This window comes from Thermodesulfobacterium commune DSM 2178, assembly GCF_000734015.1.
Taxonomy (GTDB): Bacteria; Desulfobacterota; Thermodesulfobacteria; order Thermodesulfobacteriales; family Thermodesulfobacteriaceae; genus Thermodesulfobacterium; species Thermodesulfobacterium commune.
On record NZ_CP008796.1, the window covers coordinates 1,664,291 to 1,679,884 of the forward strand.

Below are 15,594 nucleotides of genomic sequence, written 5' to 3' on the forward strand. Positions count from 1 at the left end.
ATTATAATTTCTTTTTAAATTTTATTAAGAGGTGAAAAGATGTGTAAAGAATGTGGGTGTGGATTGGTTAATCATCCTTCAGAAGGATCGGAAAAACATCATGAACACCACCATGGACATACCCATTCCAAGGAAACCTTGCAACTTCTTGAAGACATCATGAAATATAACGAATTTCAGGCAAGACATAACAGGGAACATTTTGAAGAATATGGAATTTACGCCATAAACCTTATGAGTGCCCCAGGTTCTGGGAAAACTACCTTGTTAGAAAAAACTATAGAACTTCTTTCAGGAAAGTTAAGGATTGGGGTGATAGAAGGGGACTTAGAGACAGAAAGAGACGCTGAAAGGATAAGGAAAAAAGGAGTCCCTGTGTATCAAATAACCACAGGCAGTGCCTGCCATTTAGACGCCTCTTTAATTCATAAAGCTATGCATAAACTTCCGATGGATCAGATCGACCTTCTTTTTGTAGAAAACATAGGGAATCTTGTTTGTCCTGCAAGCTATGACCTTGGCACCCATCTTAACGTCACCCTTCTTTCAGTGCCTGAAGGAGAAGACAAACCAGAAAAATATCCTCTTATTTTTAAGGTTTCTCAGTTGGTGGTTATCACCAAGATAGATTTGCTTCCCTACTTTGACTTTGACCTGGAAAAGGTAAAAGCCCAGATACAAAAGATCAATCCTAAGGCTCAGATTATCGCCCTTTCTGCCAAAACAGGAGAAGGGTTTGACCTTTGGGTTAAATTTTTAGAGGATTCCTATAATCAACATAAAAAATCTCTCAGATAGAGGAAAGGTTATGGGAGTTGAAAAACTTTTGTTAGCTCATGGAGGAGGCGGAGAGGAAACCTTATCTTTGATAAAAGATTTTATTCTCAAATATTTTACCAACCCTATTCTTGAGCCTCTTGAAGATGCAGCTTTACTAACCAATCAAATTTCTCGATTGGCTTTCACCATAGATGGTTTTACCGTAAAACCTATCTTCTTTAAAGGTGGCAACATAGGAAAACTTGCTGTAACTGGCACGGTAAATGATTTAGTGGTAATGGGGGCTAAACCTTTATATCTTACGGTAGGTTTTATCATCGAAGAAGGGTTTAAAATCAAAGATTTAGAAAAGATTTTACAGTCTATGCAAGAAGAGGCCATAAAAAACGAAATTTACATCGTGGCAGGAGATACAAAAATCGTACCTAAGTCAGAGGTAGACGGTATTTTTATCACAACCTCAGGTATAGGAGAGGTGATTTATTCAGGCATTTCTTGTAAAAACCTAAAACCAGGAGACGTTATCTTGGTTTCTGGCCCTATAGGAGACCATGGGGCCTGTATTTTGGCAGAAAGAGAAGGTATAAAAGTAGACATAGAGTTAGAAAGTGACTGCGAAACCCTTTGGCCTGTGTTAAAACCCCTTTTTGAAAGTGGGATTGAAATCCATGCGATGAGAGACCCAACCCGTGGAGGATTAGCCGCTAATCTTCATGAATGGGCTTATAGTTCTCAGGTAAATCTGGTGGTAGAGGAAGAAAAAATTCCTGTGAGGCCTCAGGTAAAGGCCTTTTGTGAGGCCCTTGGATTTGAGCCTTATCATTTAGCCTGTGAAGGAAGAGTAGTAATAGCCTTACCAGAAAAAGATGCCGAAAAGGCTTTAGAAATTTTAAGGTCTCATCCATCTGCAGCTGAAGCTAACATCATAGGACAGGTGTTGGACCATAGTTCCTCTCCTCAAGTATATCTCAAAACACTGTATGGCACTCATAGGGTTTTAGAAAATACCTCAGGAGAACTCTTCCCGAGGATTTGTTAGGTAAAGCCTATGCATGAGTTTTTTATCGTTCAAAACGTGATAAAAACCGTAGAAGACTTGATGGTTAATCACCCTAAGAAAAAAGTAGTAAAGGCGGTTTTGTTAATAGGAAGATTTTCTGGGGTTGAGCCTGAGTTATTACAAACCGCCCTTGATTTTTTTAAACAAGGAAGCGTTTTAAAAGATGCAGAAATCGTGATAGAAATAGAAGACCTTAGGATGAGATGTCAGAAATGTCAGCAAGAATTTTCAAAAGAGAAATGGGATCTTACCTGTCCTTTTTGTGGCTCTTTTGAAACTGAGGTTCTTTCAGGAGAAGAGATGTTACTCAAAAGCTTAGAACTGGTCGATGAGGATTAGATACCGGATCAGGATAAACGGGGTAGTCCAGGGGGTTGGTTTTCGCCCTTTTGTGTATAACCTTGCTAAATCCTTAGGGTTGACAGGTTTTGTCAGCAACGATACCAACGGAGTTTTTATCGAGGTTGAAGGCAACGAGGATACTCTGCAGGATTTTTTAGAGAGGTTAGTTAAAGAAAAACCCCGGCTTTCGCAAATTTACCGTGTGGTTCATGAAAAACTTCCCTCTGTAGGCTATGAAGACTTTTTGATTAAAAAAAGCCTTAAAGATGAAGAGATAACCTTAGACATCTTGCCTGATGTAGCTACCTGTGAATTTTGTTTAGAAGAACTGTTTAATCCTTCAGACCGAAGGTATCGATATCCCTTTATCAACTGCACCCTTTGTGGACCAAGGTTTACCATCATAGAGAGTTTACCTTATGACCGAGAAAAGACGGTGATGAAAGAATTTACGATGTGTCCTGCATGTTTTGAAGAATATACCGATCCTACTGATAGGAGGTTTCATGCCCAACCTATAGCTTGCCCGATCTGTGGCCCTCAGCTTGAATTCTATGATCTTAAACGAAACAAGCTGGCAGAAAAGGAAGAGGCTTTATATCAAGCCATAGAAAAAATAAAACAGAAAAAAATAGTAGCTGTCAAAGGTTTAGGAGGATTTCATCTTGTCTGCGATGCTACAGACAGAGAGGTGGTAAAACTTTTAAGACAAAGAAAGAGAAGGTCTAAAAAGCCTTTAGCTGTGATGTTTAAGGATTTAGTCCAGTTAGAAGAATATTGTTTGGTTACCTCTCAGGAAAAGGAGCTACTTTTATCTCCTTCTCAGCCGATAGTCCTTTTAGAAAAAAAAAGTAAGCTTTTACCTGAGGAAATAGCCCCAGGATTAAAAAAAATAGGAGCTTTTTTGCCCTACACCCCTTTGCATCACTTAATTCTAAAAGAGATAGACCTTCCTTTGGTGGTTACCTCTGCCAACCTTTCAGATGAACCTATAGTGATAGACAACGAAGAGGCCTTTAACAAACTTTCCTCCCTTGCAGATTACTTGCTTCTTCATAACCGAAAAATCCTAAGAAGAGCTGATGATTCGGTGGTAAAAGTAATAGCTGGTGGTCCTGTTTTTATAAGAAGGGCAAGAGGTTATGCACCCTTGCCGGTTTTTCTTCCCTTTAACGTAAAAAAACGGGTACTTGCGGTAGGTCCCAGGGAAAAAAACACCTTTGCCCTTGCCTTTCAAAACAAAATAGTGCTAAGTCAGCACATCGGAGACATAGAAACCTTAGAAGACCTAAAAGATTTCGAAAAAACCCTTTTAGACTTTACCAAACTTTATGAGTTTGAACCTGAGGTAGTAGTAGCTGACCTCCATCCTTTTTATGAGACTACTAAATGGGCAGAACGTTTTGCCAAAGAACAGGGGCTTGAACTTATAAAGATACAGCATCATTTTGCCCACATCCTTTCTTGTATGGCAGAAAACGGGATCTTTGATGAGGTTTTGGGGGTTGCCTGGGATGGTACAGGATATGGAGAAGACCATACCGTTTGGGGAGGAGAGTTTCTCGTAGTAAAAGGGAATAAGTATCAGAGGGTTGGCCATTTTAAGCATTTTAGGTTAATAGGAGGAGAAAAAGCGGTAAAAGAACCTAAAAGAGTAGCCTTAAGTTTGATGTTTGAACTTTTAGGAGAAAAAACTTTCGACCTCTCCTTACCTTTTTTAAAAGAGTTTACCAAACAGGAGTTGACACTTCTTTATCAAGCCTGGAAAAAGGGTATAAATTCACCCTTAACCTCTTCTTGTGGAAGGCTTTTTGATGGGGTGGCTGCGCTAACAGGTTTAAACTTTGTTAACCACTATGAGGGAGAGTCTGCGATGCAGTTAGAAGACCTATTTTTGTATGATTTAGAAGATGCTTACGCAATAAGAATAGAGGAAAAAGAAGAAATCCTGATTTTTGACTGGGAAAGTATGATAGAAGAGATTGCCTTTGGAAAAGAGCCTTTACCAGTAAAAGCTACCAAATTTATCAACACTTTGGCTAAGGTTTGCGAAGAGATAGCTACGAGAATAGGGATAGAAAAGGTATGTCTTTCTGGTGGGGTTATGATGAACAAGCCTCTGGTAGAAAGGGTTAGAGAAAGGCTTTCTAAAAAGGGATTTAAGGTCTATCTACAAAGAAAAGTTCCTCCCAACGACGGAGGTCTTTCTTTGGGACAAGCTCTATATCCCAATCTTTAAGTTGAGAAACCACCGCTTCAATCAAAGGGATAAAATTAGCCTTTACTGAAGGAGAAAGTTCATACCTCATCTCAAGGCTTTCAGGTTCTAACCCTAACACCACAAGCTCCTCAGGAGAAAAACCTCTCATCTCAGCTAAGGTGAGTATGTCTAAAAAACTTACCTCGTGGATGGAGAGTTTTTCAAGAATCTGTTTAGGTAGGGTGTCTTTAGTAAATTTGTGAAGGGTGCCAGGAGGACTTCCTTTTGCGATGGCATCTATTACCAAAAGTCTTTTGGCTTTTTCTATGTAAGGAAGTAGTTGAAAACTCCCTACTCCTCCGTCAACAAGCTCCACCTTTTCAGAAGGAACTTCAAAAAACTCTTCCAAAACCTTAACTGCTAAAACTCCTATCCCTTCGTCTGCAAGTAAAACATTCCCTATCCCTAATACCACAACTTTATCCATCATCGATAAACTCTCTCATTATTTTTTAGACGAAGTCTTTAAAATTTTAATATACCATTTAAATATTAATTTAGAAAGTTGATATTGACTTTTACAAAAATGGGAAAAATAATAAAATTAAGATTTGAGTTAAACTTTAAATGATTTTATGACTTGGGGTTTTTGGTGTTGAATAGAGTTAAATTTCAAAACCATCGGGTTTTGAGTATTTCTGTTTCAGGTTACTCCTTGATAGAACTTATTGCAGTTATCACTCTTATAGCTATCTTGGTTAGTGTTGCTATACCTTTTATGTCCAGGTTTATTAGATATACTAAATATCAAAACTACTGTAATTCTTTAGAGCTTCTTATAAAACAGGCTAAAATCCTTGCGATGGAAAGAAGCACTAACATAGGTATTTGTGTGGATGACGAAAGAACGGTAAGGATTGTTGATATGGGTACGAATAGGGGAGCAGGGGCTTGCGTAGGAACCACTTTAAGAATTCTTCAGATAGAACCAGGAGATACCTCTTTTGTTAGGTTTGCTGGAAGTAGTGCATCGTTAGACCCCAGAGGTTTTGCTATTTTTAATGGAAATGCTTGTGTTCATAATTCAGAAAAAAACGTTTATTTTTTAGTTTGTATAAGCAGGTTTGGAGGGATAAGGGTTGAGACAGGGCAAGGAGAGTGTAGAAATTGTGGAGATTAAAAAATTGGGTATTTCCTTAATAGAAGTTTTAGTAGCAATTTTTATAGTAGGGATTGTGGCATTATCTATAGCGCATCTTATGACAGCCAGTGCTTTAGGTACCAGAGATGATATTTTGGGAATGTGTGCCTGGCAGGCTGCTTTGTCAGGTATAGAAGAAGTAAGAGGAAATAGAACGTTGATAGGAACTAACCGTAATTTTACCTGTATTCTTTCTAACGGAACTACTAATAACATGATGAACGTTCAAGTAACCACAAGAGTCATCAGAGGAAATATCTCTAATACTCCTCCCTCTGAAGGAAGCGGGATCAATTCATGTGCTTTGGTAGAAGCAAGAGCAACTCTATTAAACAAAAATTATACTGTAAGGGATATGGTATGCAACTTTCAATAAATCAGAAAAAAGATAAGGGCTATTCCCTTTTGGAACTTTTGATTGCCACCTTTATAGGCCTTTTAGTCATAGCTGCTATTTATGGCTTTTATTGGGTTGCTCAAAATACTTTTACTCAGATAAGACATGTTACTTCAGTTAAAGAACAAACTAAGGTTGGTTTGGCTCAACTGGAATGGTTTTTTCAGAGATGGGGTTTTGGGGTCCCCTGTTCTAACTACAATAATCCAACATCTTGTATCCAACTTTTTGTGGACAACAACACTACCTCTAAGCACCCATATCCTCCACCAAGCTCTCTTTATCTTAGAATATCTCAAGACAATCCCTGTGATGAAGTTTGGTTTTATGGAAGTCTTGGTGGACAAGGTTTTGTAACCAGGGTTGTGGGGGTAAATAAGGTAGCTGTTATGAGCTGTAGATTAAACATCCAAAATACACAAAACAACAGAGAGAATTGTTATCATGTATGGAGAAGAAGGACCCATTTTGTAAATAAAAATGCTAACTCTAACGGCTCTTTATGCTATGATACCAATATTTTTAACATAACTACTACTGAATATCCCATAATTTTTAAACTTTCAGGGTTGTCTTCAAACAATCTTGACTGTTCTCGTGAAAACAATCCTGACAATGCTGAATTAGATATTAGGATTGAAGCCTATGAGGGAAGCTGGGAGGATTACAACGGAACCCAGCAGATTTTTGTTAATGCTACCAACCTGGAAGGAGGAGACCTTATCATAAGAACACCTCATTTAGTTCATTTTTTTTGTAGACAAAACGAGCATGATCAAAATAACCTTTGGCTTTATGTAGAAACTAAAGATGTAGCTTTAAATTGTAAAACTAACGAAAATCCTATGCCTCTTGTTAGGGTTAATAGCTTTAAAGTTACCCCTCAAAATAATGGAGTTCTTGTCAGGATAGAAGTAATAGGTACAGAAACAAGGTTTGGAATAAATAACTCTAAAATTATAATGGTAGAAAGGTTTTTTGGGAGGTAAAAATGAAAAAAAAGGGCTTTGCTTTGGTTACAGCCCTTATTTTATGTTTTGTTTTGAGCATCATAGGTACAGCTGCCATCACTCTTTCTTATATTTCCTATCAAACAAGTGTTTCAGAGAAAAATTTTTATCTTGCTGAAAAGGCTGCAAACGTATGTCTTTTAGCTGCTATGGATGAAATAAACAGGACAGGGTTTTGTAGTAACCAGGAATTTACTAATTCGGGATTAGGATATACTTTACCTTATGGAACCACCTGTAAGGTAACCTCTACTCAGAGTACTAACATCTGTTTCTTAAGGGCAGAGGGACAAGCAAGAAATTCAAGAGTTTTTAAAACTACCATTATTCAGGGTTTTTATGGAGCAGGTTTATATACTGTAAGAGGTGGAGTTAATGCTAATTATAGGGGAGGGCTTCTTACAGGTTGTGATGGAGAAAACAATTGTACTGTTCCTGCTTTTATAGCCTCAAGCGGGACTATAAACTTAGGGAGTACAACTCCTAGGTATTGTCCACAATCATCTAACATAGGAATATGGGGTAATCCTCCTACTTATACTAACGCTGCTTTTCGAGATTTAGTCCCTCTCTTTTTCAACGTAAACTGTTTTGCTTCTAATTTTTATGATACAACACTCAGATGTAATTATGGTTTAACAGATGCCCTAAGAGATACTTATGGATGGGTTTATAGAAGGAACGCTCAAAGTTACTTTACCCCCTATCCAAACACTCAGACTTCAAACAATGCTACAGATTTTTATTTTTCCTCCTATGGAGAACCTGTGATAAATTCTGCGCTTAAGGCTGATTTGCAAAACTATTCTTCTCTCTCAGGAAATTGTCTTTTTACTTCTAATGCTAATTCATACGATTTTAGTACTTTCTGTAGTAATTTTTATAATCCCAATTGTGGTAATTACACTATAGTATTTACCAGGACAACTTCTATAAGTCTTTCAGGATCTCTTCCTCTAACTTGTGGGAGTAATGATATATCTTCACTTTGGCTGACTATTCTCCTACCAAGAGGAGGTAGTTTAAATAACGTAAACGGCGGACTTCCCGTTTCTCAAACTTCCTTAGGAGAATGGAAATATCGTTTAAACATTTATTCTGGAGGTGCTTTAAATATTTCTGGTAGTCTAAATTACGTAAGAATCCTTTCTACTGCCACTATTAATGTTTCTTCAGGAGTAAATATAAGAAACTCAACTATCATACAAACTCTTAATTCTGAAACAGAAAATAACAACGCCAACTCCCCTCAGAATTTTATTGGTAATGGGCAGATCAACCTATACGACTCAAAAATAATTACCCGGCACATAAGATTTACTAATGGTAATCTTTATGTCTATAGGACCCTTTTATACCTCTATGCTAATGCTTGTCCTAACTGTGTAAGAAACACGAGCGATCCTAATCAAAATCCATGTTATACAGGAAGTAATTATTACAGATGTGGCTGGTATGGAGGTAATTATAACGCCTACGTAGGTATGTATCAAAACGGAACTTACGTGTTATCAGATGGAACTCCCTTGACCTCTATTATTATCAACAATAACTCTATCGTAAGGTCCGAAAGCTTTTACATAGCTGGAATTTATTTTGGTCAGGACGTTAATTATTTAGTGGGTAGCACAAACGTTATAAAAGGATTTCTTGTGAGAAATTTTCCTTCCAACCTTTCACTTCAAATAGGTTTTACAGATAGTACTAATTTTCAGTTTAAGTTAGACGCGATCAACTCTTTAAGATATGATCCTGTGTCTCGAAGAGGTTTTTGGTTCGTAAGAAAGGTTAACTGCATTAGAGAAAAACCTACTCCGGCTTATTTTTCTGTCATAACCAGGATGACTACCTGGTAGGTGGTATAGGTTGTTATAAGTGATTTCTAAATTTGTAGTATAAAGACCTGCCTTAAGAAGGGATATACAAATTAAGTACTTCTTGATACTGTGTTGTCTCACAAAATGAAAAAATAGCTAAAACACTTTCCTATAGGGTTTCTATAGGGACTGATCTTTTTCTTTTGAGATTATTTTATCTATCCTTTTTTTTCTATAAAACCATTTGCTAAGAAAGAAATACATGGAAAGAAAAAAGACAGAAAAGATAAGCAACAGAGTAACCACAGTTACTGCATCATCCGGGGTTATTAAAACGTGCTTCCATTGATGGCTTCTTTTGCGAGGTAAAGGACGTATGGCAAAACCAAATAACTTTATATTTATCAAAGTAAAAGCACTGTAAGTTACAAAAAAGCCAACAGCACCCCACATACCTTCGGGAGAGTAAACTTTAGATAGTATATCTGGATGTCCTATCTCTCTTATCTTTTGTTTTACCCTGAACCTCCAAACCAGAAAACTTACATAAAAGGATAAAATTGTAGATATAAAATTTGCAATCTTTACCTCAAAACTTACATTTACATATTCAGGGCTATAAAATATGATAAGCCAATAAATACCATAAACTATACAAAGGAGAAACACTACTAAAAACAAAAGCTTTTTTCTACGCATATTTATATTTTAACTTAAAATTGCAAGTAGAAAATCCTATGTTTTTGGCTCCATTTGTCAAATGTTTTTCGATATAGAATTCTTCTGGCAGATATAGGCAATAGAGTTGACAGGAAGTTTTGCCTAGAAATTTTGCCTAAGAAAAAATCTGAAGGATCTTTTCAAATGAATAGTTTGTTGTTTCATAAAGTACCACTTTTTGATTATATTTGTATTTATTTAAATTTTATGTGGTGTGGTAAGGTAGTTAAGATGATTACAAGGATAAACTCAAATTTAAAAAATCTGCGGGAGGAGGGACTTGAACCCTCACGGGGAAATCCCCACCGGATCCTAAGTCCGGAGCGTCTACCGTTCCGCCACTCCCGCAAAAATTTCAAGCATTTTAACCATATTTTAATGGATAAAACCTTCTTTTCAAGAGACCGTACCTTTTCTTTCCTATGAATAATTTTGGAGTTATAATTAAAAATATGAATGTTGGGACTGTAGATTCCACTTTTATTAAATCTTTTGCTACTCCTAAAGAGGAAAATTTAGAAGAGTTGAAAGTTCGTGCTGTGATAGAAAAACTTAAAATCAGAGAAAAACAGGTTATAGCCCATGAGATGGCTCATAAAATCGTGGGAGGAAAGTATGCAGGAAGTGTACATTATCAGTATACACGAGGCCCAGACGGAAAGTTTTACATTTCTGGTGGTGAAGTAAGCATAGATGTTTCTGAAGAAAGTTCCCCTGAAAAAACCATTCAGAAGATGGAAATCGTAAGGGCTGCAGCCTTAGCTCCAGCAGACCCTTCTCCTCAAGACCTACAGGTAGCACAAACCGCCACAGTCAAAGAAATAAAAGCAAGAAGAGAATTGAGTCTTTTGAAAGAAAAGGAACAACACCTATCTAAAGGAAAGATTTTAGATATCAAAGTTTAAATCATAAAAGACTTTACGATAGACCTCAGAAAAAGGCTCTCCCTGGTAGTGATAGGTAAGCATCCCTATGGTTTTAGCAGGTTCTATGTCGTTTTTTAAAGAGTCTCCTATCATCAAGGCTTCGTGTGGATCTACTTTTAAGATTTCTAAGGCTGTTTGAAAAAGCTTTAAATCTGGTTTAAGATATCCTACTTCACACCCTATAAAAATTTCATCAAAAAGTTCGCCTAACCCAAGCTGTTTTAAAATGTTTCTTAGTCTGGCATCCCAATTAGAAATAACCGCTGTCTTAATACCTTGTTTTTTTAAAAGGGATAATATCTCTGGAAAATCTTGAGCTAAAATCACACAATCCTTGGTTGCGAAGAACTCCCAACTTTTCTGAAAAACCTCCTCAAAACAAGGGGCATTTTTCAAAGGCTCAAAGGTTTTTTCAAATATTTGATACCATCCTTTTTTACAAAGCTCCTGAGTCCAGCGTTCAACTCTGTCGTGCTTAAATTTATCCCTAAAAGCTGGTATAAACCTTTTCATTATTTCCGAAGGAGAAACCTCATATCCTCTTTCTCTCCAAAATCTGGCGTAGATCTCACCTACTGACGGAGAGATATGTAAAAAAGTACCTTCTGCATCAAAAAATACTACTTTTATCTTTTTCTCCATAGACTTATTTTCTCATACTTTCGAGATTTTTTCAACCTCTGATTAAGTGTAATCTCATAGTAGCTTTTGTGGTTAAAAAAACCTCTTTTAGCTTTGGGTATAGGTCTTTTTTACCTTTAATAGTAAAGGTATTGCCGAAAGTTGTAAAATTATCGAAACTGTGATAAGGGCATAAACAGAAAAGTGATATAACACCCCTAAGATGGTGCTACCTAAAAACCAAAAGAATCCGTAGGTTGTGTGAAATACACCATATCCTGTTCCTCTTTTTTCTTGAGGTACTAATAGGGTAACCGCTGCCCTGATGATAGACTCCTGGGCCCCCATACCTATTCCCCATAAAATCATCCCTAAGACCGCCCCATAAAATCCTCCTAAAAAGCATAAAGGGGCAAATCCCGATGAGATTATTACCGAAAAAAGAAGAACAGAAAATCCTTTCTTATCAAATAGATAGCCAAAAAAAAGTGCAGCTAAGGCATCTACCCCCATAGCTATCGCATAAAAAACAGGAATCCAAGTTTCTGAGATGTTAGCTACCTTTTTAAAGTGATAAGCAATTAGGGGATAGTCTGCATATCCTGCTCCGTATAAACTAACCGCTATAAGATAGATCCAGTAGACTTTTTTAAATCCTTCAGGTTTAACTTGGATGGTTTTGATTTTTAAATAAGAAGGCGAAGGGTATAAAAACCTGGCTATCATTAAGATTGAAATCGCTAAAACCGCCGGTATCAACAAAACCCCAAAAGCCTCTCTATAGCCTCCTTGAAGGTAAAAAACGAGGGCTATCATGAGAGGACCAAGCATGGCTCCTATCTGATCCATAGCCTCGTGAAGCCCAAAGCCCCATCCATAACCTATTTTCCCGGCTGCATGACTAAGTAGAGCATCTCTTGCCGGAGTTCTTATTGCTTTACCAATCCTTTCTATAAAAAGCAACATAACCGCCAATTCCCATCGTCCTACCAACGCCAAAGCCGGTACACTTAGCAGGTTGATAAGATAACCTGCTATTATAATCCCCCAGTATTTACCTGTTTTATCGGTTATCCAACCTGAAATAATCCTTAGCCCATACCCTAAAAACTCGCCTAATCCAGCGATAAAACCTACAACCAAACTTGAAGCACCAAGGGTTAAAAGAAAAGGTCCGGTAATGCTTCTTGCTCCTTCGTAGGTTAGGTCTGAAAAAAGGCTTACTAAACCAAGTAAGATTATAAAAAAAGCAGGTTTTTTGGAATCAATCTTTAACATTTTGTCTTCCTTTATAAAGGAGTTAGTCATAAGAATATAGCTAAAAATAGAAAAATCAAGGGAGTAGAATATAAATTGTGTCTTTTAATAAAATATTTTAGAGGCATAATAAAAATTTTTAATATTTTTTAAATTAATGATAACATAAAACCTAAAAGACTAAACTAACCAGGAGGTCTGTAAAATGAAAAACTTAGACTTAGATTTAGAAAAAGTTTTAAGTGAAATCTCAAAAATTGAATCAAAAGAGGGTATCAAAATGGCTGCTGCACTCCTCTTAAACGCTCTCATGAAAAAAGAAAGAGAAATATTCCTTAGAGATAGTATTGATAATAAAGCTAATGGTTACTATGAAAGACAACTTGCCTGTTTCTTAGGTAACCTTGGTATCTCTGTCCCAAGAGATAGAAAATCTGAATTCAGACCTGCTATTCTTCCTCCTGAATGGCAAAAAGCTGATGAATCTTTCCAGGACTTTATCCTTAACCTCGTTCTCCAAAGCTACTCCCCCAATAAAATCAAAGCCCTCTTGCAATCTATGAAACTTCCCTACTCTCCAGAACAAATAGAAGAAATTAAAGAAGAATTGTATAACCAAGCCAAAGAATTAAAAACCAAAGAATTGCCAGAAAATTTGTTTGCTATGTTTATAGACGCTTATCATACTCAGATAAAAGATACCGAAGCCAACAGAATCAGAAAAGCAGTTATTTATAATATCATCGGAATAGATATGGAGGGAAGAAAAAATTTACTTTCTTATTACATTTATTTTGGTTCAGAGACGAAGGAGGACTGGCTCCAGATACTTAATGATTTGATAAAGAGGGGAGTTAAGAGGGTTATGGTAATAGTGAGTGATGATTTTCCTGGCCTTGCTCAAGCCATAAAAGCCCTTTTTCCTGAGACAGATCATCAGCTTTGTTTTGTACACATGCAAAGGAACATCAACAGGAACATGTCTAAGCAGGATGCTAAAAAATTTTATGAGGAGTTAAGCATTATAAAGAGGATAGAGGAGTATGAGAGGGCCTTAATTAGATTTGAGGAATTATGTAAGAGTTATGAGAAGAAGTATCCAGCTTATATAAAGGGACTTTTGAAAAAGAAGGAGCATTATTTTGTTTATAAGAAATATCCTGAGGGGGTGAGGAGGTATATATACACGACGAATGTGGTTGAGAATATAAATAGCAGGATAGAGCTGATAAGGGTAAATACAGGGGGATATTTTCAATCAATCAAGACAGCAGAGGTTGCGATATACATAACAGTAAGTCGGATTCAGAAAACGAGATGGCAAAAACCACTTCCTTTAATTAAGTCTGCTTTATACGAATTGAGGCAAATGTTTGTAAAGAGATTTTATAAGGAGACACAATTCTCTTGACAAGTGTCAAAATCAACTTAACTACTGAATAATTTAGGTTTTATGATTGTTATGATAGCAACGTCTTCAAATCATGTTATAATACGAGTATAAATAAAAGAAGGGGGAAGGAACATGATACCAAGGTATACACGTCCTATAATGGCTAAGCTTTGGAGTCCAGAAGAAAGACTGAGAGCCTGGGGGTTGGTGGAGTTTTATGCCTGTGAGGCCTGGTATAAATTGGGTAAAGTGCCAGAAGGGGACTATCAAAAGATTAAAGAGAAGCTTCTTCCTTATCTAGAAGAAGGAGGATTTACCGAAGCCAACGTAAAAAGGGTGGAAGAGATAGAAAAAGAAACTAAACACGACGTGATAGCTTTTTTAACCCATCTGGCTGAGATCATAGGTCCATCAGCCAGATACCTTCACCTTGGTATGACATCTTCTGATATGCTTGATACCGCCATGGCTTGGTTGATGAAAAGAGCCATGGAAATAATCCTTGAAGACCTGACGAGAATAAAGGAGGTTTTAAAAGCAAGGGCTTATGAATTTAAAGATACGTTAATGATAGGAAGAACCCATGGAATTCATGCAGAACCTATTACCTTTGGGTTAAAACTTGCGCTCTGGTATGAAGAGATGAAAAGAAACGAGAAAAGGTTGAAAAACGCTCTTGAATGTATTTCTTATGGGAAAATATCTGGAGCTGTAGGCACTTTTGCCCATGTGCCCCCTGAGGTAGAGGCTTATGTATGTGAGAAAATGGGTTTAAAGCCTGCTCCTGTATCGAATCAGATAATCCAAAGGGATAGGTACGCTGAGTATATGGCTTCTTTGGCTATTTTAGGAACTACGGTAGAAAAAATAGCTACAGAGATCAGACATCTCCAGAGAACTGAAGTGCTTGAGGCAGAAGAATTCTTTTCTCCTGGGCAAAAAGGTTCTTCTGCCATGCCTCATAAACGAAATCCTATTCTTTCTGAAAACCTTTGTGGTCTTGCAAGACTTCTTAGAGGTTATTTGGTTCCTGCTCTCGAAAACGTTGCTCTTTGGCATGAAAGAGATATAAGTCATTCTTCTGCTGAAAGGGTAATTGTGCCTGATGCCACTACTGTCGCAGATTTTATGTTAGTTCGTTTAGAAGGCCTGTTAAAAAATTTGGTGGTCTATCCTGAGAACATGATAAAAAACTTTAATCTCTTAAGAGGACTTACCTTTTCTCAACAGGTGATGTTAGCTTTGGTAGAAAAGGGGATGATAAGAGAAGAGGCTTATAAAATCGTACAGGAATTGGCTATGAAGGTGTGGAAAGATACGAATTTGAACTTTAAAGATTTGGTGTTGTCAGACCAAAGAATAAGAAACTTTTTAACTCAAGAAGAAATAGAACATATTTTTGACGTAAAATATTACTTAAGGTATGTAGACCAGATTTTTGAAAGAGTTTTTGGATAGATGGCGGTTAAGGTAGTAGCAGGGTTTATAGAAAAAGATGGTAAGGTTTTAGTAGTAAAAAGGCCTACAGACAAAAAAAGAGGAGGACTTTGGGAATTTCCTGGTGGAAAGGTAGAAGCTGGTGAAAGTTTACAAGAAGCTTTAAGGAGGGAATTAAAAGAAGAGTTAGGGATAGAGGTTAGGGTAGGAGAGGTTTTAGAAAAAATAAGATATATTTATCCTGATGAGGAAATAGAGCTTTATCTTCTGTCAGTAGCTGTAAACCGAGACCTTGATTTAAAAGAATCGCTAGAGGTTAAGTGGGTAGACTTACAAGAATTAGAAAACTTAGAGCTTTGTCCTGCAGATAAGGTTTTGTTATCAAAATTAACTCTTGTCAAAAACAAAAAATAGGTTAACTTTATAAATTGAG

Annotated in this window: 16 protein-coding genes and 1 tRNA gene; 12 read left to right on the forward strand and 5 right to left on the reverse strand. The window is 36.9% G+C overall.

Annotated elements, in window-relative coordinates; all coding sequences use genetic code 11:
* Positions 1-39 precede the first annotated feature (39 nt).
* The 4 genes from hypB to hypF are packed head-to-tail and all read left to right on the forward strand — an operon-like array spanning position 40 to position 4,421.
* The gene (gene hypB / locus HL41_RS08365; protein ID WP_038061392.1) at positions 40-798 is read left to right on the forward strand and encodes a hydrogenase nickel incorporation protein HypB; all 759 of its coding nucleotides are present in this window, start codon (positions 40-42) and stop codon (positions 796-798) included.
* Between the two features lie 10 nt (positions 799-808).
* On the forward strand, positions 809-1,819 hold the full coding sequence (hypE, locus tag HL41_RS08370) for a hydrogenase expression/formation protein HypE (RefSeq protein ID WP_038061393.1): 1,011 nt from the start codon (positions 809-811) through the stop codon (positions 1,817-1,819).
* Positions 1,820-1,828: 9 nt separating this feature from the next.
* Positions 1,829-2,179, forward strand: a complete 351-nt coding sequence (hypA, locus tag HL41_RS08375) for a hydrogenase maturation nickel metallochaperone HypA (RefSeq protein WP_000544228.1) — start codon at positions 1,829-1,831, stop codon at positions 2,177-2,179.
* Positions 2,169-4,421, forward strand: a complete 2,253-nt coding sequence (hypF, locus tag HL41_RS08380) for a carbamoyltransferase HypF (RefSeq protein WP_144241989.1) — start codon at positions 2,169-2,171, stop codon at positions 4,419-4,421. Before hypA ends, hypF begins: the two co-directional genes overlap by 11 nt.
* Here hypF and HL41_RS08385 read toward each other — a convergent pair.
* Positions 4,342-4,872: a HyaD/HybD family hydrogenase maturation endopeptidase gene (locus tag HL41_RS08385; protein WP_051754614.1), complete on the reverse strand. Its 531-nt coding sequence runs from the start codon at positions 4,870-4,872 to the stop codon at positions 4,342-4,344. The two genes, hypF and HL41_RS08385, sit on opposite strands and share 80 nt — an antisense overlap.
* Positions 4,873-5,037: 165 nt before the next feature.
* On the opposite strand from HL41_RS08385, the gene HL41_RS08390 reads away from it, so the two are divergent.
* From HL41_RS08390 to HL41_RS08405, 4 genes are read left to right on the forward strand one after another with little or no spacing between them, the layout of a single operon-like run.
* Positions 5,038-5,562 carry a GspH/FimT family pseudopilin gene (locus HL41_RS08390; protein WP_158506240.1) on the forward strand — a complete coding sequence of 175 codons (525 nt, stop codon included), beginning with the start codon at positions 5,038-5,040 and terminating at the stop codon, positions 5,560-5,562.
* Entirely contained in the window at positions 5,552-5,959 is a 408-nt protein-coding gene (locus HL41_RS08395) for a type IV pilus modification PilV family protein (protein ID WP_038061400.1), read from the forward strand. The genes HL41_RS08390 and HL41_RS08395 overlap by 11 nt, the downstream gene beginning before the upstream one ends.
* A complete protein-coding gene (locus HL41_RS08400; protein ID WP_038061403.1) occupies positions 5,944-6,969 on the forward strand; it encodes a PilW family protein in 1,026 nt (341 codons plus the stop codon). Before HL41_RS08395 ends, HL41_RS08400 begins: the two co-directional genes overlap by 16 nt.
* Positions 6,970-6,971: 2 nt before the next feature.
* Complete coding sequence (locus HL41_RS08405; protein WP_038061407.1) at positions 6,972-8,846, forward strand: pilus assembly PilX N-terminal domain-containing protein; 1,875 nt, start codon at positions 6,972-6,974, stop codon at positions 8,844-8,846.
* Positions 8,847-8,987: 141 nt separating this feature from the next.
* Here the strand turns inward: HL41_RS08405 and HL41_RS08410 are convergent, their stop codons facing one another.
* Together HL41_RS08410 and HL41_RS08415 are read right to left on the reverse strand one after the other, a co-directional pair.
* On the reverse strand, positions 8,988-9,506 hold the full coding sequence (locus HL41_RS08410; RefSeq protein ID WP_038061409.1) for a hypothetical protein: 519 nt from the start codon (positions 9,504-9,506) through the stop codon (positions 8,988-8,990).
* 286 nt (positions 9,507-9,792) lie between these two features.
* Positions 9,793-9,875, reverse strand: a tRNA-Leu gene (locus HL41_RS08415).
* Between the two features lie 104 nt (positions 9,876-9,979).
* Between HL41_RS08415 and HL41_RS08420 the strand changes: the two genes are divergently transcribed.
* Positions 9,980-10,432 carry a putative metalloprotease CJM1_0395 family protein gene (locus HL41_RS08420; protein ID WP_051754615.1) on the forward strand — a complete coding sequence of 151 codons (453 nt, stop codon included), beginning with the start codon at positions 9,980-9,982 and terminating at the stop codon, positions 10,430-10,432.
* On the opposite strand, the gene HL41_RS08425 is transcribed toward HL41_RS08420, so the two are convergent.
* Together HL41_RS08425 and HL41_RS08430 are read right to left on the reverse strand one after the other, a co-directional pair.
* Positions 10,415-11,095 (reverse strand): HAD-IA family hydrolase, encoded by a 681-nt coding sequence (locus HL41_RS08425; protein ID WP_038061412.1) that lies wholly within the window; start codon positions 11,093-11,095, stop codon positions 10,415-10,417. The genes HL41_RS08420 and HL41_RS08425 overlap by 18 nt on opposite strands.
* An 87-nt stretch (positions 11,096-11,182) precedes the next feature.
* Complete coding sequence (locus HL41_RS08430) at positions 11,183-12,352, reverse strand: MFS transporter (protein WP_038061415.1); 1,170 nt, start codon at positions 12,350-12,352, stop codon at positions 11,183-11,185.
* Between the two features lie 184 nt (positions 12,353-12,536).
* Here HL41_RS08430 and HL41_RS08435 point away from each other — a divergent pair, with 184 nt between their 5' ends.
* From HL41_RS08435 to HL41_RS08445, 3 genes are all read left to right on the forward strand, one after another.
* Complete coding sequence (locus tag HL41_RS08435) at positions 12,537-13,742, forward strand: IS256 family transposase (RefSeq protein ID WP_038549552.1); 1,206 nt, start codon at positions 12,537-12,539, stop codon at positions 13,740-13,742.
* 114 nt (positions 13,743-13,856) lie between these two features.
* The gene (gene purB / locus HL41_RS08440; protein ID WP_038062662.1) at positions 13,857-15,182 is read left to right on the forward strand and encodes an adenylosuccinate lyase; all 1,326 of its coding nucleotides are present in this window, start codon (positions 13,857-13,859) and stop codon (positions 15,180-15,182) included.
* Positions 15,183-15,575, forward strand: a complete 393-nt coding sequence (locus HL41_RS08445) for a (deoxy)nucleoside triphosphate pyrophosphohydrolase (protein WP_038062659.1) — start codon at positions 15,183-15,185, stop codon at positions 15,573-15,575. It abuts the gene before it with no gap.
* Positions 15,576-15,594: the final 19 nt, after the last annotated feature.

Coding starts and splice junctions, on each gene's coding strand:
- hypB (WP_038061392.1), top strand. CDS start 40: ATGTGTAAAGAATGTGGGTGTGGATTGGTTAATCATCCTTCAGAAGGA.
- hypE (WP_038061393.1), top strand. CDS start 809: ATGGGAGTTGAAAAACTTTTGTTAGCTCATGGAGGAGGCGGAGAGGAA.
- hypA (WP_000544228.1), top strand. CDS start 1,829: ATGCATGAGTTTTTTATCGTTCAAAACGTGATAAAAACCGTAGAAGAC.
- hypF (WP_144241989.1), top strand. CDS start 2,169: ATGAGGATTAGATACCGGATCAGGATAAACGGGGTAGTCCAGGGGGTT.
- HL41_RS08385 (WP_051754614.1), bottom strand. CDS start 4,872: ATGATGGATAAAGTTGTGGTATTAGGGATAGGGAATGTTTTACTTGCA.
- HL41_RS08400 (WP_038061403.1), top strand. CDS start 5,944: ATGCAACTTTCAATAAATCAGAAAAAAGATAAGGGCTATTCCCTTTTG.
- HL41_RS08405 (WP_038061407.1), top strand. CDS start 6,972: ATGAAAAAAAAGGGCTTTGCTTTGGTTACAGCCCTTATTTTATGTTTT.
- HL41_RS08410 (WP_038061409.1), bottom strand. CDS start 9,506: ATGCGTAGAAAAAAGCTTTTGTTTTTAGTAGTGTTTCTCCTTTGTATA.
- HL41_RS08420 (WP_051754615.1), top strand. CDS start 9,980: ATGAATGTTGGGACTGTAGATTCCACTTTTATTAAATCTTTTGCTACT.
- HL41_RS08425 (WP_038061412.1), bottom strand. CDS start 11,095: ATGGAGAAAAAGATAAAAGTAGTATTTTTTGATGCAGAAGGTACTTTT.
- HL41_RS08430 (WP_038061415.1), bottom strand. CDS start 12,352: ATGTTAAAGATTGATTCCAAAAAACCTGCTTTTTTTATAATCTTACTT.
- HL41_RS08435 (WP_038549552.1), top strand. CDS start 12,537: ATGAAAAACTTAGACTTAGATTTAGAAAAAGTTTTAAGTGAAATCTCA.
- purB (WP_038062662.1), top strand. CDS start 13,857: ATGATACCAAGGTATACACGTCCTATAATGGCTAAGCTTTGGAGTCCA.
- HL41_RS08445 (WP_038062659.1), top strand. CDS start 15,183: ATGGCGGTTAAGGTAGTAGCAGGGTTTATAGAAAAAGATGGTAAGGTT.